The 17,290-nt window shown below is 68.5% G+C and carries 15 protein-coding genes and 1 pseudogene; 7 read left to right on the top strand and 9 right to left on the bottom strand.

Annotation, left to right across the window (positions count from 1 at the left end; translation table 11 throughout):
- The first annotated feature begins 81 nt into the window (after nt 1-81).
- On the top strand, nt 82-1,161 hold the full coding sequence (locus IEZ21_RS22655; RefSeq protein ID WP_189323747.1) for a glycoside hydrolase family 10 protein: 1,080 nt from the start codon (nt 82-84) through the stop codon (nt 1,159-1,161).
- Between the two features lie 306 nt (nt 1,162-1,467).
- Nucleotides 1,468-2,688 carry a PP2C family protein-serine/threonine phosphatase gene (locus IEZ21_RS22650; RefSeq protein ID WP_246568028.1) on the top strand — a complete coding sequence of 407 codons (1,221 nt, stop codon included), beginning with the start codon at nt 1,468-1,470 and terminating at the stop codon, nt 2,686-2,688.
- A gap of 17 nt (nt 2,689-2,705) precedes the next feature.
- Here the strand turns inward: IEZ21_RS22650 and IEZ21_RS22645 are convergent, their stop codons facing one another.
- Complete coding sequence (locus tag IEZ21_RS22645) at nt 2,706-3,857, bottom strand: DUF4037 domain-containing protein (protein ID WP_189323746.1); 1,152 nt, start codon at nt 3,855-3,857, stop codon at nt 2,706-2,708.
- 187 nt (nt 3,858-4,044) lie between these two features.
- Nucleotides 4,045-4,485 (bottom strand): ATP-binding protein, encoded by a 441-nt coding sequence (locus tag IEZ21_RS22640; RefSeq protein WP_189323745.1) that lies wholly within the window; start codon nt 4,483-4,485, stop codon nt 4,045-4,047.
- A 160-nt stretch (nt 4,486-4,645) separates the two neighbouring features.
- Between IEZ21_RS22640 and IEZ21_RS22635 the strand changes: the two genes are divergently transcribed.
- Together IEZ21_RS22635 and IEZ21_RS22630 are read left to right on the top strand one after the other, a co-directional pair.
- On the top strand, nt 4,646-5,476 hold the full coding sequence (locus IEZ21_RS22635; protein ID WP_189323744.1) for a helix-turn-helix domain-containing protein: 831 nt from the start codon (nt 4,646-4,648) through the stop codon (nt 5,474-5,476).
- Nucleotides 5,473-5,778 carry a DUF397 domain-containing protein gene (locus tag IEZ21_RS22630; RefSeq protein WP_189323743.1) on the top strand — a complete coding sequence of 102 codons (306 nt, stop codon included), beginning with the start codon at nt 5,473-5,475 and terminating at the stop codon, nt 5,776-5,778. Before IEZ21_RS22635 ends, IEZ21_RS22630 begins: the two co-directional genes overlap by 4 nt.
- A gap of 187 nt (nt 5,779-5,965) precedes the next feature.
- Here the strand turns inward: IEZ21_RS22630 and IEZ21_RS47195 are convergent, their stop codons facing one another.
- Genes IEZ21_RS47195 through IEZ21_RS22620 form a run of 3 tightly spaced genes read right to left on the bottom strand, consistent with a single transcriptional unit; the run spans nt 5,966 to nt 8,034 of the window.
- Nucleotides 5,966-6,076: an AbgT family transporter gene (locus IEZ21_RS47195; RefSeq protein ID WP_220450454.1), complete on the bottom strand. Its 111-nt coding sequence runs from the start codon at nt 6,074-6,076 to the stop codon at nt 5,966-5,968.
- 45 nt (nt 6,077-6,121) lie between these two features.
- Nucleotides 6,122-7,288: an NAD(P)/FAD-dependent oxidoreductase gene (locus IEZ21_RS22625; RefSeq protein WP_189323742.1), complete on the bottom strand. Its 1,167-nt coding sequence runs from the start codon at nt 7,286-7,288 to the stop codon at nt 6,122-6,124.
- A gap of 32 nt (nt 7,289-7,320) precedes the next feature.
- Nucleotides 7,321-8,034, bottom strand: coding sequence for a GntR family transcriptional regulator (locus IEZ21_RS22620; protein ID WP_189323741.1), 714 nt, complete (start codon nt 8,032-8,034; stop codon nt 7,321-7,323).
- Between the two features lie 512 nt (nt 8,035-8,546).
- Between IEZ21_RS22620 and IEZ21_RS22615 the strand changes: the two are divergent.
- Nucleotides 8,547-8,651 (top strand): annotated as a pseudogene (locus tag IEZ21_RS22615) (IS5/IS1182 family transposase); the annotation flags it as partial.
- A gap of 76 nt (nt 8,652-8,727) precedes the next feature.
- Here the strand turns inward: IEZ21_RS22615 and IEZ21_RS22610 are convergent.
- From IEZ21_RS22610 to IEZ21_RS22595, 4 genes are all read right to left on the bottom strand, one after another.
- Entirely contained in the window at nt 8,728-10,794 is a 2,067-nt protein-coding gene (locus tag IEZ21_RS22610; RefSeq protein WP_189323740.1) for a tetratricopeptide repeat protein, read from the bottom strand.
- A gap of 471 nt (nt 10,795-11,265) precedes the next feature.
- Nucleotides 11,266-11,466 carry a type II toxin-antitoxin system VapB family antitoxin gene (locus IEZ21_RS22605; protein WP_086800714.1) on the bottom strand — a complete coding sequence of 67 codons (201 nt, stop codon included), beginning with the start codon at nt 11,464-11,466 and terminating at the stop codon, nt 11,266-11,268.
- 337 nt (nt 11,467-11,803) lie between these two features.
- Complete coding sequence (locus IEZ21_RS22600) at nt 11,804-12,316, bottom strand: hypothetical protein (protein WP_189323739.1); 513 nt, start codon at nt 12,314-12,316, stop codon at nt 11,804-11,806.
- Complete coding sequence (locus IEZ21_RS22595) at nt 12,313-14,037, bottom strand: PHP domain-containing protein (protein WP_189323738.1); 1,725 nt, start codon at nt 14,035-14,037, stop codon at nt 12,313-12,315. The genes IEZ21_RS22600 and IEZ21_RS22595 overlap by 4 nt, the downstream gene beginning before the upstream one ends.
- Before the next feature lie 253 nt (nt 14,038-14,290).
- On the opposite strand from IEZ21_RS22595, the gene IEZ21_RS22590 reads away from it, so the two are divergent.
- Complete coding sequence (locus tag IEZ21_RS22590) at nt 14,291-15,646, top strand: jacalin-like lectin (RefSeq protein WP_189323737.1); 1,356 nt, start codon at nt 14,291-14,293, stop codon at nt 15,644-15,646.
- Nucleotides 15,647-15,731: 85 nt separating this feature from the next.
- Nucleotides 15,732-17,273, top strand: coding sequence for a hypothetical protein (locus IEZ21_RS22585; RefSeq protein WP_189323736.1), 1,542 nt, complete (start codon nt 15,732-15,734; stop codon nt 17,271-17,273).
- Nucleotides 17,274-17,290 lie beyond the last annotated feature (17 nt).

Here is a 17,290-nt window from a genome sequence, read left to right as displayed (position 1 = left end):
GTGGGCGGCGACTGGAGGGTGACGTACCACCGCACCCGCGGGCCCGGCCCTCACCCCCACATCGAGCCAGGAGCAGCATCCATGCCGTACTCCCCCAGACGTCGCCGAAGCCGTTTTCTGCGCCCCCTCCCCCTCGTGGCCGTCGGCGCACTGGTCGCGGCGGCGGCCGTCACGGTTCCCCAGCTCACGCCCGACGCCAGCGCCGCCACCACGCTTCGCGGCCACGCCGACGCACGCGGCGTGAAGATCGGTGCGGCGGTCGCCGACGGCCCGTTGCAGAACGAGTCGGCGTACACGGCCGTCCTGGACCGGGAGTTCAACTCGGTGACGGCCGAGAACGTGATGAAGTGGGACGCGCTGGAGCCGAGCCGGGGCAGCTACAACTGGGCCGCCGCGGACCGCCTCGTCGCGCACGCGAGCGCGCACAAGCAGGGGGTACGCGGCCACACCCTGGCCTGGTACAGCCAGCTCCCGTCCTGGCTGAAGAACGGCAACTTCTCCGCCTCCGAGCTGAACACGATCCTCAAGAAGCACATCGACACGACCGTCGGCCGCTACAAGGGCAAGATCTACTCCTGGGACGTCGTCAACGAGACGTTCAACGAGGACGGTTCGATGCGCAGTTCGCTGTGGCAGAACAAGCTCGGGACCGGATACATCGCCAACGCGCTCCGCTGGACCCACGCCGCCGACCCCGCCGCCAAGCTGTACATCAACGACTACAACATCGAGGCGGACAACGCGAAGAGCGACGCCCTGTACGCGCTGGCCAAGCAACTCCTCGCCGACGGAGTCCCGTTGCACGGCATCGGCTTCCAGTCCCACTTCGTGGTGGGCCAGGTCCCCTCTTCGATGAAGGCGAACCTGAAGCGCTTCTCGGACCTGGGCCTGGAGGTCTCCATCACCGAACTGGACATCCGCATCCCCACGCCCGCCTCCTCCACCGAACTCGCCCAGCAGTCCACCGACTACAAGACGGCCAGCGAGAACTGCCTGGGCGTCCCCCGCTGCGCGGGCATCACGGTCTGGGGCATCACCGACAAGTATTCGTGGGTGCCGGGCACGTTCAACGGGTACGGGGCGGCCCTCCCGTACAACGAGAGCTATGCCGCCAAGCCCGCCTACACCGGCCTGTCGAAGGGCCTCGACCCGACGGCCTGACGACCGTCTGGTCGGGCCGGTACGCGTCGAGGAGCATGTTGTCCCCCTCGTTCGGGGCCCCACAGCTCTGGCGGTGACTTCGCGACTGCACGGGTGAAAAACGGCCTCCACGCCGAAGCGTCAGGCCGCCGTCCGCCATCCAGCGGCTTGACTGATGCCGTGCGCGCGGTGACCGCGGCATGCCGTGTCCTGCGGCTCGGACGGGCTGGTGACCTCAGTCGCTGTGCGGTGGCCGGCTGTGCCGGTGGCGGACCCCGGGTTGCCGGGAATCGCGCGGCATGGCAGAAGGTGAAGAGGGGACGGGCAGTGAAGGACAGCGCGGTGGACCGGTCGGAGGGGTTCGGCGAGCGGCTGCTGGGCTTGCTGCTGGATCGGGCGCAGCAGATGCCGCCGCAGCTGATCGCTCCGCTGATCGCGGAGGAGGTGGCCAGGATCGGCGGCCGCGAGGTCTCCATCCTGCTGCAGGACTACGGGCAGGAACTGCTGGTCCCGCTGCCGGGCAGCAAACTGCGCGTCGGCGAGCCCCAACCGATCACTGATTCCCCGGCCGGACGGGCCTTTTTGCGGATGGAAGTCATCGAGGTGCCGCAAGCCGACGCCGTGCGGATGCACCTGCCGCTGCTCGACGGCAGCGACGAGGTCGGCGTCATGGCGCTCACCCTGGACAGCGTCGACGACGACGACCGGCGTCTGCTGCGCAGGCTCTCCGGCCTGGTCGCCGACCTGCTGGTGACCAAGAGCGCCTATACCGACCAGTTCTTCCAGGCCCGACGGCGCGAGCCGATGAGCCTGGCCGCGGAGATGCAATGGTCCCTGCTGCCGCCGCTGTCGATGTCCGTGCCCCAGGTCGGGGTGGCCGGGATCCTGGAGCCCGCCTACAACGTCGCCGGCGACAGCTTCGACTACGCCCTCAACGACAACATCCTGCATGTGGCCGTCGTCGATGCGATGGGCCACGACCTGGAGGCCGCCACGATGGCCACCGTCGCCGTCGGCGCCTACCGCCACGCCCGACGCGCCGACATCAGTCTCGCCGAGAAGTACGCGTTCATGGACCAGGCCATCGCCCGGCAGTTCGGGCCCGAACACTTCGTCACCGCGCAGATGATGCAGCTCAACGTTGCCACAGGCCACCTGGACTGGGTCAACGCCGGCCACCCCGCGCCGCTGCTGATCCGCAACCACAAGGTCGTACGGTCGCTGGAGGGACCGACCACGCTGCCGGTGGGGTTCGGCGGCGACCAGCCCCGGGTCAGCGAACACCGGCTGCAGCGCGGTGACCAGCTGTTGTGCTACACCGACGGCGTGATCGAGGAGCACGAGGACGGCGCGGAGCTGTTCGGCAAAGAACAACTCATCCGCTGCGTCAACCGTATGGGTCAGATCGAAGAGGGGGTAAGGGCGGAGGTTCGCTGGCTGTCCCACACGCTGAAGGAGGAACGCGGCGGACGCACCAGCGACGACGCAACCCTCTTTCTGATCGAGTGGCGTGGAGGCGCCACCGACCACCTCGCCGCACTGGACTGAATGCCCGCCACGGCGGGCTACAAGAGGTGCGCCGACCTGTCGAACCGCATCAACCCGGCGGCCGGACCGTCGACCTGACCGATAAGACTGAAGAAGTCGGTGCTGTCTGCCCACTGATCCACGCTGCCGATCAGTGGGCGGGAGCGCAGCTCCGGGTCGGTGACCGTCTGGTTCAGGGCCTGGGCGAAGCGTTCGGCGTGCAGGACCAGGAACGGGCGGTTGTGGTAGCGGCGGCGGGTGGGGTCGATCGGGTCGGTGAGGCCGGAGGCGTTGTGGAGGGTGGCGACCTTCTCGTACGCGTCGCACAGGTGCCGTTCCCGGTCCGCGTACTGCGTCGCGGCGAGCGCCCCGCGCAGCGACGGGGTGAGGTCGGCGGCCACCGGCAGCCGGGCGAAGGTGCTGCCGAGCCATTTGCTGTACGGGGTGTATGTCCGCGACAGCAGGAGGCACAGCCGCATCAGATCGCGTACCAGGCGCCCGGCGACCACCGCCGAGCCGAGGTCGTCCCCGACCTCCGCGCAACGGCCGACGAACGCCTCCTCCTGGGAGAGCCGTTGCCACTGGCAGGCCAGCAGGTGGCGCCACACCTGGTCCGGGTACCAGGCAAGGCGTCGCCGTACGGTGTCCAGCGCGCCGAGTCCGTCGTGGAAGACGGCGCCCGCCGTCACCTCGACGAGCCGCTGCTGCGGGATGGAAAGCCAGTGCTGCACGGTCAGTTCGGTGGTGGCGAGCGCGTCCACGCCAAGCTGCGCCACGAGCCACGGCCCGAGCCCGTCCACGGACACCCGGTGGTCGACGGGCCCGTCGACCAGCTCCATGTGACCCGATACCGGGTCCAGCGCGTAGTCGTCCCAGCGCCGGAAGTGCGTGGGCCACCCGCGCACCTCCTTGGGCAGGCGCTCCGCCAGCAGCCGGTGGATGCGCTCGCCATGCTCGGCTACGTCCTCGGCCGACAGGAACAGGTTCAGGCGCGGACCCCACTCGTGATCCGCCGAGCGCGCCGTGTCGAAGCCCAGCACCTCCGAGCCCGAACCGATCCGCGCGGCCGTGTACCTCAGCCCCGGGTACGCCTCGGCGAGGATCGGCCGCACGGCCTCCTCGTACAGAATCCGGGAGAGCTCGAGGCCGGGGAGGAACGCGGCGCTGGATGTGGGAGGTTGCGTCGGCATACGGCCACTCTGCCGGGACCGGACTTCCGCCCACCACCGGATTACGTGGAAGGCCGGCGATTGGAAGGTTTGGGACACACGACCACCGCCCGCCCACGCCCTGACCAGGGACTTTCCCAACTGCCGTTGTCCCAAAGCTTCCAATCCCCCCACCGCTGGGAGACCGGACCGGAGCCAGTGCCGGCGGCTACGCCACGGGGCGGGGTACCTCCGCCCAGATCGTCTTGCCCGGACCGTCCGAGTGGAGGTCCACGTCCCACCGAGCCGCCAGCCCCGCGATCAGCAACAGCCCGCGTCCGCCCTCGGTTTCGCTGCTCGGCACCCCCAGCACCGGCAACCGATCCCCGCGCTGGTCGGACACCTCGATACGCAGCACCCGCTCGTCCTCCGTCAGCCGTACGCGGAAGTCCCTGCCGGGCACCCGGCCGTGACGCACCGCGTTCGCCGCGAGTTCGGCCGCGATGGACGTGACGGTGTCGTTGGTCTCGCTGCCGTACGGGTAGCCCCACGCGTCGAGGCGGTGCGCCACGAGACGCCGGGCGAGGCTGGCTCCTCGTGGTGTCGAGCTCAGTCGCTGCGCGAACGTGCGTACGGTGAGCGGGAATTGAGGCAGGACGTGGTTCGTCATGCGTCCACAGTGGCGGCGTACGCGCGCGGTCGCCAGCTTCGCCACCCGTACGCAACGTCAGCGTACGAGTACTCAGGGTGGACAGGACGCTTAACTGACCGTAACCATGGGTGACTTCGCGCGGTTGCGCACACAACACCACCTGGGAGTACGCGACGCAATGACCACCGGCAGCAACAACACCGAACCCGAGCCCTCCGAGAGCCTCCAGACCTTCGGCGCGGTCCTGCAGGGCTTTCGCGAGCACGCTGGACTCACCCAGGAGGAACTTGCCCGGAAGATGAGGTTCTCCGTGCACTTCCTCGCCTCCGTCGAGCAGGGCAGACGCCTGCCCCCGGACGACTTCGTGGAGGCGGCCGAGCAGGCCCTCAACGCGTACGGGATCCTCCGGAAGGCGGCCCGCAAGATCGGACGGCAGCCGGGGCTGGCGGCCTGGTTCCGGAAGTGGGCGGGGCTGGAGGAGACCGCGATCAGTCTGTACACGTATGAATGCCGGTTGATTCCGGGCACGTTGCAGACGGAGGCGTACGCACGGACGCTCTTCGAGAACCGGCTTCCTCTGTTCACCGACCAGGAGATCGAGGACCGGCTGACCGCCCGCCAGGATCGGCAACGGATGCTGCGGGAGCGGCAGAACACCGCGTTCAGCTTCATCCTCGATGAGCACATGTTCAAGCGCTGCACGGGAGGGGCTGAAGTCACTCGTGAACTCATCGAGCAAATCCTGGAGTTGGGCTCGCTGAGGAATGTCGAGATCCAGGTCTTGCCGCTTTCCCGAGGTGTGCATGCCGGGCTGAACGGGCCCATGATGCTGCTGGAAACCCCGCAGAACCAGTGGTACGGCTACATCGAAGGCCAGGAAACCGGCCAGCTCATCTCTGACCCGAAAACGATCAGCGTGCTCCAGATGCGGTATGCGAAACTGCGCTCGCAGGCCCTCATTCCCGAGGACTCCGCGAGCGTGTTGAAACAACTGCGAGGAGCGCTATGAGCACCGACGAACTGGCCTGGTTCAAGAGCAGCTACAGCGGTGACGCGAGCGGCGACTGCTTGGAAGTCGCCCTGGACTGGCGCAAGTCCAGCTACAGCAGCGGTGGGGACGGCGACTGCCTCGAAGTCGCCCCCGGTTGGCGCAAGTCCAGTCACAGCAGCGGCTCCGGCGACGACTGCATAGAGGTCGCCACCTGCCCCACCACCATCCACGTACGCGACTCCAAGAACACCGAGGGCCCCCAGCTCGCCCTCTCCCCCACCACTTGGACGGAGTTCGTCACGTACGCCGCCCGCGGCTGAGCGGCGTTCAGCGAATTCTTGCGAAACCCTCCGGGGGGTTCAGCCCTGCGAGGAAATCGCATCCTCATGGCTGCGGCACGGACGCTGGAGCATCACTGAAGCCTTCTCAGTAACATCTCGTGACGGTTTGCGATCTTCGTTCAGGTAGTGCGGCCGTGTTCCATGCTGTGGCCAGGATCCAGAAGAGTCAGAACGGGTGGGGAAGCTTGTTCCCGGCACGCTCGATCGCGCCGATCACCCGGAGCAGGCTGTTCATTCTGCCCTTGGTGTATGTGTCGCGGACGTCTGTGGCTGTCATGCCATCAGGCCTTCCGTGAAGGGAATCGCGGGAGAGGGCTGTCAGCTATTGCTCGCCCAGACTGGTGGCGTGTTGATCCACCTCGATGTCCGAGCGCCGTACGCCGGTGAATCGTGTGGGCCGGAAGGCCCCAAGGAGGTCCTGCTCCTGATCGGTTGTGATCTCGGCCGCGACCAGCCGTCCCAGAATCGGCGCCAAAGTGACCCCGCTATGCGAGACGAGACAGTAGACGCGGGACCGCGCGGAGGCATAGCCCGCGACGGTGTGGCCGTCCGCGGGCAGTGACCGGAAGCCGATGCGCAGGTCGATCTCCGGTGCCCGGCCCGGGTCGGGCAGCAGTGCGGAGAACCGTCGGGCGAGGGTGCTCGCGATGTCCCCGTCCGCGCACGGAGGGTCTGCCGGATCGACGTGGGCGTTCAGATCGAGAGCCTGCAGGACGGTATGCCCGCCGGCCGCGGGACGGAGGTTGAGACCGGGGCTGTGGATCACGCAGCGCAGGTCGAGTTCCGGGGACCTGGCGTACCCGAGCAGACCGACGGTCGGCGCTCCGCGACCGGCGTCCGTCACCATGGGAACGTCGATCCCGGCCCGTGCTGCGAGCCGTTCTGTCCAGCGGCCTGCCGCCAGGACGACTCGATCGCCCGTGCAGACCTCACCTCCGGCCAGGGTGACGGAGACTCCGTCAGGCCCGTCGTCGATGGCCACGACCTCGCCGAGCGCGCACCTGGCTCCGTGCTGCTCGGCGTCGGCCAGCAGGTTGCTCACGAAACGGTCCGGCAGAACGTATCCCTCGCTGGGGAAATGCGCGATGGACGTGATGACCGCCGGGATGCGGAGGCCGCCTACGGTCCGCGCCGCTTCGTCGGGGGTGACCCAGTGGGCGGGGTAGCCGAGGGCCTGCAGTCGTTCCACGTTGTCGGCGAGCCGCTGCTCGTTTGCGGCGTCCGCCCACTGCAGCGCCCCACTGGGGAAGTACGACGGTGCGCCGCGCAGTTGCGCAGCGAGCCTGGCGTGCTCCTCCATCCCCGCGAGGTTCAGCCGGTGGTAGTCCGGGTCGGGCTTCCGGCTGGAGTTGGTCCAGGCGAAGGTGGTCGCGGTCGTGCCGGTGCCGGCTCCCCACCGATCGAGCAGGAGAACGTCCTCGCCGACGACGGCAAGATGCCTCGCGACGCTCACGCCCAGCACGCCGGCACCGATGATGATGACCTTCATTACGCGTTTCCTTTCTGGCAGCGGCACGCTGCTCACATGGCGGGGACGGGCAGCTCCAGGAAGAACTCGGCGGTTCCCGGACGGACGAGGGTCGTCACCACCTCGACGGTGCTTCCGTCATCGGTACGCAACTCCCTGCGCCTCATCAGCGCGGGCGTTCCGGTCTCGCTGTGCAGCAGCGCGGCGTCGTGCTCGTCGAGAGCCACCGGGTCGAGGTAGAGCCGGATCGCGTCGATCGGTACTCCTCTGCGCTGCAGATACGGGAGGGTCACGAGGTCTTCGAGGTTCTCGTTCAGCAGGTCGGGGGCGGCCGCGAAGAGGACGACGTGCCGCTCGACCGACTGCGGCTCCTCGCGCACGTTCAGCTTGCGGCGGACCAGTTCCACCACGGCAGTGTCGGCGGGAGCGCCGGGGAGGGTCAGGATGGCGTCGGCGGCCCTGACGATCCGCGCGGAAACCACTTCGTGTCTGCCCGGCGCACCCTTTGCGGCTGCCGCAGGGGTGACGAAGTTGAGCAGATTGATCTGCCGCGTCACGTCCGCGACGAACGATCCGTGACGCCGCCGACGGATTGCCAGCCCCGCCTCGGCCAGGTCGTTGAGGACCCGTTGGGCCGTGGCACGACTGACGCCGTACTCGGCGGAGATATCCATCTCGCTCGGCAGACGCGCGCCAGGCGGGAGGGCCCCGGACCGGATCTTCGCTTCGAACTCTCGCCTGATCTGTACATAGAGTGGCACGGTCATGGTTAGACCGTACATTCGCTCAATTGACTGGTAAGAGCGAGCTGACCAGCCCAGTCTTCCGAGTCCGAGCCTCATGGGCGGGGTGCTGTTCCCGACCCGTCCCGCGCGGTTGCCGGGCGGGTTCGCGGGTGACCACGGAGCCGAGCCGACGACGGTACCGGGCGCGGCTGCGCCTGGAGCCTTCTGGACCGCCGATGACGGGCGATCGGCCCCGCCTTCACCGATTCACTGAAGACACGCTGGGCCCCGTGACGGCCGGCGCCGTTCCCACGGTGGAGATCCTTTTCAGTCGGTAGTCGAGCGCCAGAGGGCTGGACCCTTGCCTGATTCGTCATGTCGGTCTCCCGCCTGATCTGCACGGCGACCAGCGCCGCCCTCTAGACCGTACAATCAGGCAATTGACCGGTCAATAGTGAGTTCGCAGAGGATCGACTCTGCAGCCACCTTTCTGAGAGGAAGGCCAGTGCCACCGGTCCGGTGGCCGGCTCGTACGAGGCTGGGAACCATTGAGGTCTTCCCGCTGTCTGCACAAGGGGCTGACCGTGCTCGCCGACCACGCCCCGGACCTGTCCACCGCGCTGGAGCGGGCAACCGCCGCCGGATACACCCACCTCAACGGCGAAACCCGCGAGGTCGGGTCCGGACCTGCACTGGTGGCGCCAAGGCGGCCTCGCATGGCCGGCCTCGGCGTCGTCAGCTCGCTGTTTCTGCCACGAGTTGGCGGGTAACGAGCGTCTCCGGGTGCTCATGACCGAGCCGACGCTGCTGAAGGTGCAACACCTGCACATAGAGCTGCGTGGCCTCCGCTACACGTCCCTGGGCGGCCACTGTGTCGGCGAGATAGCGACGAGCCGTGATCGATCGATAGTGCTCTTCGCCGAGTGCGCGTTCCATGTCTGCCAGCCCTTCGCGCAGCAGGTGTTCGGCTTCGTCGAGTCGCCCCTGGTTGGCGATGGCCCGGGCCAGGTTCGCCCGAGTGGTCAGCGTCAGTTGGTGCTCGGATCCCATCACCCGTAGCTCGATGTCCAGGAGTTCGCGGGACATCTGCTCGGCGGTGGCGTGATCACCCCGTTCATTGGTCCATCGGCTCAGGTCGTCCCAGGCGTCCAGGGTTCTTGGATTCTCGTCGCCCAGTATTCGGCGGTCGAGGTCGAGGGTCTGTCGGCAGATCTCCGCGGCCTCCGCTGGACGTCCCTGCATGCCGATGGACCACGCAAGGTCCACGCTGGTCGTAAGGGTTTCCCGGTGGTCGGCACCCAGGACACGGGTCATGTCGGCGATCAGCTCGCGGTACATCGGCTCGGCTTCATCGAAGCGGCCCTGCTCAAGGATCGCGCCGATCAGTGCGTCTCGCGTGCGCAGAGTATCGACATGGTCCTCACCCAGTACCCTGCGCCGACCGGCCAGAACGGTTCGGAACATCTCCTCTGCTTCGTGGGGTGCGCCTGCGGCGCAGAGATAGATCCCCAGATCGTTGCGGGCCGCGAGGTTGTCGGGGTGTTCGTCGCCGAGCCGCTCCGCCGCCGCCAGGTTGGCTCGGGCCAGGACCTCGCCGTCGCGGGATCCTTGTCTTCCGATGCCCCACAGAGCGTTGAATCCCGCCCGGCTGACCGTCAGCAGCATGACTAGGCTTTCGTTGTCCAGGTGCGGGGCCATCCATGACACACCGGCGGAAACGTGCGGGAGCAGCCGTTCCCAGGCAGCCCAGTCGCCGGGGCGCTCGCTGTCGAGTTCTCCGCCGGCTGCCGACAGCAGCCGTACGGCGTCCGCCATGACCGCAATTCCGCTCGCTGTCGGGCTCGTGAGTATGTGGGCCCGGCAGATATCGGCCACCACGGGATGTACGACGACATCACGATGCCCCACGGCTTCATCGTCTGCGACGTCAATCAGCCCGACCTCGGCCAGGCCGCGCAGGGTTGAGGCGAACTCACGTGCGTCGGTGTCGGCCTCCGGTCGCAGGAGGCCCCCCGGAATCGGTGTGGCGGGGGCGAGACAGGACAGCAGGTACAACAGGTGCCGTGCCCGCTCAAGCCCCTGGGCAGCGAGCGCGTCGAGCGAGAGCTCCCAAGTCTGGGACACCGCTGTCCGCGAGTTCGCACGGATGGTGTCGAGGTCAGCGATCACCTCCGGCGCCGCGGTACCGTCCAGCGCCTGCTGATAGTCGCCGAAGCCGTGCCAGCGTGCGAAGGGGGACGCGAGGTAGGTCCCGGCCAGGTGCAACGCGAGCGGCAGCGCGCCGAGCCGCTTGGCCAGAGCCATGGCCTCCCGGCCCGTGGGATCGTCCACCCGGGGCGCCAGGCGGCGCAGCACATCCGCCGCGGAATCGTCGTCGAGAGCCGTCAACACCCTCATCTGGGCCCAGGAGCCCCACGTGCGGGGATCACTGGTGCGTGTGGTCACCACGATGAGTACGCCGCTGCTGGACCGTATCCAGCCAGTGCCGTCACCGGGCAGCGACACACCATCGGCTGCCAGCACAGCCGGCTCGTCGGCGTTGTCGAAGATCAGCACAGCCCGCTTGACCGCGCCCTCAAGGAACGTCCAGAACCGGTCGGCAGCGGTGGGCGTGCCGTCCCGCACCTCACGCGCAACGGCATCGGGCGCACCCACTTGCCGCAGAACCTCCAAGACCCCACCGCGTAGGGACAGCGGATCCGCCGCATTCACCCACCACACCGGCCAGCCCCGGCTACGAGCCTCGGCAGCCAGCCGCAGCGCGACCGTCGACTTGCCGACCCCGCCCAACCCAGCCAGCACCCACACTCCCGGACGCCTCTTCCTCCAGGCACCACCCAGTGAGGCGTTCAGCTCGGCCAACAGGGCATCACGGCCCAGGACATCTACGGGGAGACGGCCAAATGGCACTGCGACCGACAGTGCCCCATCCACTCCCGTGCCCGGGCCGCCATCAGCAGTCCGACCGTTGCGGGCATCGCGGCGGTCCAGGATCGCGACACGAAGCTGCCACCCACCCAAGCCGAGTGCCACAACCCCGGCAACGGCGCCCACCACATCAAGCAGAGCCATGGCTTCGACACTAGTGCCGCATCAAGCAACGTTCGCCCTGTCGACGACGGCGCGTAGGCTCCGGTCGTCGGCGTGGCGGTTCGCCACGGCGAGCCGGGCGAGGACAGCGTCCTGGGCGGCGCTCATGCTCCGCAACTGCCCTGCCCTCGAGCCTTGGACGCGTGCCAACGGAGCTGGAGCGACGTCACGCGATCACAATGGTCAGCCTTGAGGCTCCTGCGGTTTGACCTCGACCTCGCGCAGGCTCTGATCTTTGAGCTCGGTGCGTGCCTCGGTGCGGTGCCCCCGGGCGATGTAGTCACGCACGACCGCTTCGACGGCGTCCTGGGGGGAGCCGACCCCGGCCAGGACCATCACTTCCACCACCAGTTCGGCATCGAGACTGATGTTGACCTTGGCCACGAGCGGCCCCCTTCGTCGGTCCGGGACTCTAACAGCCGCACAGAGCGACTCGTTCCCACTGCGGTTCAATGGCACAGGACAGCAACAGGGCGAACGTTGCTTGATACGGCACTAGGCCCAAGGCACACCCCTGGGGAGTCGTACAGGCTCCGCTCCCTCCACCAACGCGTCAGCCTGAAGATCACGCTTCTGCGGATGAGGTGGGTCTCGTGGCCAAGTAGCTCTGTAAATGGCCAACTATCGCTGCGCGTGTGCGACAGAAGGTCGGGAGACCTTGGTCATCTATTGATCCCGGATCCATCGGCGATTGCTTGATCCCGTCGGCTGCGGCGCAGCCTCAATGGTCCGCGCAACACGGCGTCGGGTCCGGTACCTCGAACGGAACCAGGACGCCGCCCGCGGCAGGCATGGCGGTCAGGACCAGTTCCCCGTCCCGCCATTCCGGACGTACGAAATCCCTCGTCAGGATCCGCTGATCCGGCGCGGGTTCGCCGGACCCGCCCAGCACCGCAACCCGCTCGATCGCCGAGCCCGACACCAGCTCCGCGACCGTCACTGTCCCGGTCAACCCCGCGACCCCGGGGTACAGGACGGCGCGGCCCGCCGCGTCAGGAACACCGGCCGTCACCTCGTACCCCTTCGCCACCAGCCCCCGCCTCGTCTCCTCCGACGCCCCCGTGAACGACAACACAACCCGCGGCCGCTCCCCCCGCACCAGGTGCGTGCAGCCGAATGCGCCCTCCGGGAGGGCGAGTTCGGCGGCCAGCGACTGGAGCAGGTGGTCGGCCTCGCGCAGTGTCGTCGTCTCGGTGTCGACCCAGAAGGCGCTGTCACCCGCGTACGTGGTCACGAGGGCAGGACCCACACGGGGTTGGAGTAGAACCACAGGTCGGCCCACGGGTCCGCGTCGCCGACGACATCGATCGCCGGGCCGGACGGGTCAACCGCCTTGCCCATCAGGCCCGTTGCCGAGCGGTTCCCATCCGTCCCGCGCAGGCGGACGTACAACGGCCGGTCCACGCGGCCGAGTTCGTACGTGAGCTTGACCCTGCCGGAGGACTTTCCGACCTCGTACGACTTGACGACCTTCGCGGTCGGGGCGGTGAAGGTGTCCTTGTCCTTCGCCGCGCCCGTGACATCGCCCTGGATGACGTCGACTCGGGCCAACTCCGGTACGAAACCGGCCCAGTTGGCACCGCTGGCGAGCGCGACCTCGACCGTCAGGGTCACCTTCGTCCCCTTCTTGACGTGCAGTGCGCCGCCGAGCGTGGCCCAGCGGCTGCCGCCGGCCACCCGAACGTCCAGGCCGCTGATCAACTGACCGTGGTCGACCCAGACGCGGCCCGCGCGGATGCCGTCCATGACGGCGGCGTAGTTGAAGCCGTCGGCGCCTACGTGGGTGCGGCTGTACTGGCCGGGCCAGTAGTCGCCCTCGGTGAGGTCGATCTTGCCGCTGTAGACGGGGTCGGTGTGCTTGCCGTTGGCGAGGTAGTCGCTGTCGGGGCCGCCGCGCTTGGCGGTGTCCGTGTAGACGTTGTGGGAGTCGGAGTTGGCGGTGATCCACCAGGGCTTGCCCTCGGCGAGGAGGCTGTCCCACAGGCCGCCGACGGTGGCGGTCATCCAGTCGAAGCCGCCCCAGGTGCGGTAGCTCTCCAGGGGGTAACCGGCGAAGGAGTTGGCGCTCGGGCTGCCGTCGTAGATACCGCGGGCGCGGCCCATGCCGGTCGGCGCGGCGATACCGCCGGCCTGGTGGCCGGGGGCGCCCTCCATGCCGACCGCGATCCGGTGGCGCGCGGACGTGGCGTCGCGCCAGGCGCGTATCTCGTGCGGCGAGTCGATGCCCTTGCGCGCAGGGTGGTTCGCGAGCATCAGGGCGTCCTTGACCTTGCGCCGCTGGACCTGCTCGGCAAGGAAGTTAAGGCCCGCGATGGCGAGGGCCTCGTTGGCGGGCGTCGAGTCCGTCGCCTTCTTCACGCCGCCGTCGTAGTCGGTCTCGAACTGCTTGAGTACGGAGACCTCGTTCTTGCCGGGGTGGACGAAGACGGTGCCGTGCTCGGCGGCCGGGATGTTCCACTCCAGGCCCTGGAAGACGAGGGTGTCCTCGTACGCGTCCCGGGCCTCCCTGATGTCCGGGTTGACCTTCTCCACACCGATCTTGGCGTGCGTCTCGTTGCCGTGGTCGGTGATGACCATCCAGTCCATGCCGTGCTTGGCGCCCTGGCGGACCTGGTCGGAGACGCGGTACTTGCCGTCGTTGCTGTACTGGGTGTGGATGTGGTGGTCGCCGGCCAGCCAGAGGAAGCCCTTGCCCTTCCGGCTGCCGGTGGAGGCCGGCGTGGACGTGGACACCTGCGCGGCGGCCGTCCCGCCGAGCACTCCGGCCGCCGTCAGACCCGCGCCCAGCAGGCCCGCGCGGCGCAGCATGGAGCGGCGCGAGTGCTGCTCGGGGGTCAGGGCCTCGTCGGGTACGGAGGTGTCGAAGGCGGCCGGGAGATCGGTGCCCTGGTGGTCGTGCTCGTGGTGATGATGCCCGTGTCCATGCGCGTGACCGTGTCCGTGCCCGTGACCCATGTCGGCCTGCCTTCTGTGCCTTCTTCGCCTTCGCGCTGTCGGTTTGACCACGCGGGTGCGAGACTCGGCGCGAAACATGAACAATGTTCAACCAGGGCATGATCCGCAGGCAACTTGGTCGCATCAACTGTTCCCGCGCTTCACAGTTTTCGCAGGATTCCCGCAACTACCCTTGTGCGGCGCATGAGTTGCCTCGACCCTGAGCACCGCTGATCGTCCTCTCCCGTTCCTCCGTCCCCTGGAGACACCCCCCATGAGAAGACTCATCGGAACCCTGATGGTGGGCGCGCTGGCCGCGGCCGGGCTCGCCACCGCAGCCACGGCCAGTGGTGCACCCGCCACGGCCACGGGATCCGCGACGGCCGCCGCCGCCCCCTCGTCGGGCACCTTCAACGTCCTCGCGTACAACGTCGCGGGCCTCCCGGAGGGGCTGAGCTCCGGCAACCCGGCGAAGAACACCCCGCTGATCTCCCCGCGGCTCGGGGCGTACGACATCGTCAACGTGCAGGAGGACTTCAACTACCACGCGGCGCTGTACGCGGGCGACGACCACCCGCACCGCACCGCGACCAGCGGCGGGGTCCCGTTCGGCGACGGCCTCAACACCCTCTCGGACTACGCCTTCGACGACTTCCAGCGGGTGAAGTGGAACAAGTGCACCGGCACCAACTGCCTGACCCCGAAGGGCTTTTCGCTGGCCCGGGTGCGGCTCGCGGAGGGCGTCTTCGTGGACCTCTACAACGTTCACACGAACGCCGACTCGACCGACGACGCGCTGGCCGCCCGCCGCGCCAACATCTCCCAGCTGTCCGACTTCATCAAGGCGAACTCGGCGGGCAACGCGGTGATCGTCATGGGCGACACCAACACCCGCTACACGCGCGCGGGCGACAACATCCGCACGCTCGTGAACGAGAACGGCCTGAGCGACCCCTGGGTCGACCTGGTCCGCGGCGGAAACGCCCCCGCGCAGGGCAGCGAAGCGCTCGTCTGCCCCCAGACGGCGCCGACGAACGACTGCGAGGTGGTGGACAAGGTCCTCTACCGCGGCAGCGACCTGGTGGACCTCGACGCCACCCGCTACAACAACGAATGGTCGAAGTTCCTGGACGAGGCCGGCGGCAACCTCTCCGACCACTTCCCGCACACGGTCGACTTCTCCTGGACCCTGCCCTCGAACCTCCGCGCCAGCGAATTCTTCGGCGGCCCGCACGGCACGGCCTTCAACGACGCGGACGACCTCCCGGCCACGCCCGCACCCCGCACACTCACCCTGCGCGGCAACGCCCGCCTGGACGCCGTATCCCTGACCCATGACAGCGGTACGTCCCTCACCCACGGCGGTACGGGCGGCACCGCCAAGTCCCTCACCCTGGCCGCCGACGAACACCTCACCTCGGTGAAGCTCAGCAGCGCCCAGAAGGACGGCCACACGCGCATCTTCTCGGCGGCCTTCACGACGGACAAGTCCCGCACGCTGGCGTCCGGTTCACCCACCTCGAGCACCGTGACGTACACGGCCCCGTCCGGCTGGCAGATCGTCGGCTTCGCGGGCCGCGCGGGCACGGAGATCGACAAGTTGGGGGTGCTGTACGCACCGATCGGCTGACGCCTTGCGGTGAGGCCGACGTATCCCGTAGGGGTGAGCCCCCAGCGATCAGGGGGGCTCACCTGCCGTATGCGAGACTTCGCCGGTGACACCGGAGGCTCAGGGACCGTTCAACCGCAGGGTTCGCCTGGTCGTCGAGGTCCGTGACGACCAGGACGAACTGGAGCTGGCGAACAGCGTGTTCGCCGCTCAGGGGTGGGGCGTACGGCCTGCGCGGGACAGCGACTCGGTCAGCGCCGGCGACGGTTACACCGGGCTGATCGTCGAGATCCCGATCCACGGCTCCCGCTGGACCGCGAGGTCGGCAGCCGTCGAGCAGCTCACGTCGCTCGGCAAGAGGCGGAAGATCGACCTATGGGTGCGGGAGACCAAGCTCGTCCCGCACAAGTCGGCCGAGCCGCAGACCACTTACCACGTCCACCGCAAGGTGCCGGACACCGCGGGCCCCGTCCAGCGGTGGCTGGCCGAGCACTGGATCGCCGTCGGCGGGCTGGACATACGCCATACCCTCCACCTGCGCGGCGCGCACTCCGACGAGCAACGCGACCAGGCACTCGCCGAGTTGGAGGCGCGGAACATCGGCGGTCCGCCCTTCGACCCCGACGCGCACGACATACGCCTGGCGAGCGCGCCCAGGGCCAGTGCCAGGTCGGCCGAACCGCATCGCGACGCGGGCACGATCGCGGCGGTCTGCGCGATCGTGCTGGTCCCCTTCGCAAGCGGCATCGTCCTCGGCGCCCTCACCTCCGTGTGGCGGTTCGCGGCGCTGCTGATACCCGCCGCCATCTCCTGGCCGGTGGGCGTGTGGATGACCTCGAACGCGCCGCGTCCGAGACTCGTCCGGCTGGGCTTCGGCGTGGTCCTGACGGGGAGCATGACGTTCGGCGGCTGGATGTGGGGGCACTCCGAGGACACGCGGCTGTCCCAGCTGCTCCCTGGACTGGGCATCGCCCTGGGTATCGGCCTCACCGCCTTCGGACTCTGGTACGCGCTGAGTGCGTCCTGGTTCAGCCGCAACGTGCAGTGGTTCCTGCCCGTCCTCGCCGCGCCGCTGCCGTTCGTCATGCCGTGGGTCGGGTCGTTCCTGCACGCCATGTATCTGGAGGAGATGTTCGGGATCCCGGCCGGCGCGGTGCACGTGGGCTTCTACTGGCAGTACGTCATCGCCGCCCGGCCGCTGACCGTGGCCGTGCTGTTCCTCCTGGTGCTCGTCGCGGTGGCCGGCTGGGCACGGCACTTCAATGTGCCGGCGGCCGTTGGCGGGTTCTTCCGCCTGGCACTGGTTCTGGCGGGGCTCATCGCGGTCCTGACGGTCGTGCAACTCGCGCTGGGCGACGTGGAGAAGGCCGCCGACCGGACGATGGACGCGGCAGCGGCGGGCCGACGTCCCCCTGCCTACTTCGGCATCCGAGCCGAACTCGTCTGCGTCGAGCCCGTCGGCGACAAGATGCCCGTCATCAACGGCCCCGTACCGACCGCCCACCCGGCCCTCTCCTTCCAGGCAAGCGGCGACACCGTCTGGCTCTGGGACCCGGCCCCGTCCCGAGGCAAGGACACCACCCGCCACGCCCTACGGGTGCGGGCCGAGGACGTGGCGCTGGTGGTGGCGGACGGCAGGCGCTGCTGAGTGCGGTCCCGGTGACG

It is taken from the genome of Streptomyces flaveus (assembly GCF_014647675.1).
Classification (GTDB): Bacteria; Actinomycetota; Actinomycetes; order Streptomycetales; family Streptomycetaceae; genus Streptomyces; species Streptomyces flaveus.
The sequence above is the reverse complement of the archived record's forward strand: the minus strand, read 5'-3'. Positions and strand labels throughout refer to the sequence as shown.

Bases quoted from the DNA above. Each gene is read 5' to 3' on its own strand.
- IEZ21_RS22595 (WP_189323738.1), bottom strand. From the start codon at position 14,037: ATGGGTCACGGGCACGGACACGGTCACGCGCATGGACACGGGCATCAT.
- IEZ21_RS47195 (WP_220450454.1), bottom strand. From the start codon at position 6,076: ATGACAGCCACAGACGTCCGCGACACATACACCAAGGGCAGAATGAAC.
- IEZ21_RS22640 (WP_189323745.1), bottom strand. From the start codon at position 4,485: ATGACGAACCACGTCCTGCCTCAATTCCCGCTCACCGTACGCACGTTC.
- IEZ21_RS22590 (WP_189323737.1), top strand. From the start codon at position 14,291: ATGAGAAGACTCATCGGAACCCTGATGGTGGGCGCGCTGGCCGCGGCC.
- IEZ21_RS22630 (WP_189323743.1), top strand. From the start codon at position 5,473: ATGAGCACCGACGAACTGGCCTGGTTCAAGAGCAGCTACAGCGGTGAC.
- IEZ21_RS22620 (WP_189323741.1), bottom strand. From the start codon at position 8,034: ATGACCGTGCCACTCTATGTACAGATCAGGCGAGAGTTCGAAGCGAAG.
- IEZ21_RS22645 (WP_189323746.1), bottom strand. From the start codon at position 3,857: ATGCCGACGCAACCTCCCACATCCAGCGCCGCGTTCCTCCCCGGCCTC.
- IEZ21_RS22655 (WP_189323747.1), top strand. From the start codon at position 82: ATGCCGTACTCCCCCAGACGTCGCCGAAGCCGTTTTCTGCGCCCCCTC.
- IEZ21_RS22625 (WP_189323742.1), bottom strand. From the start codon at position 7,288: ATGAAGGTCATCATCATCGGTGCCGGCGTGCTGGGCGTGAGCGTCGCG.
- IEZ21_RS22635 (WP_189323744.1), top strand. From the start codon at position 4,646: ATGACCACCGGCAGCAACAACACCGAACCCGAGCCCTCCGAGAGCCTC.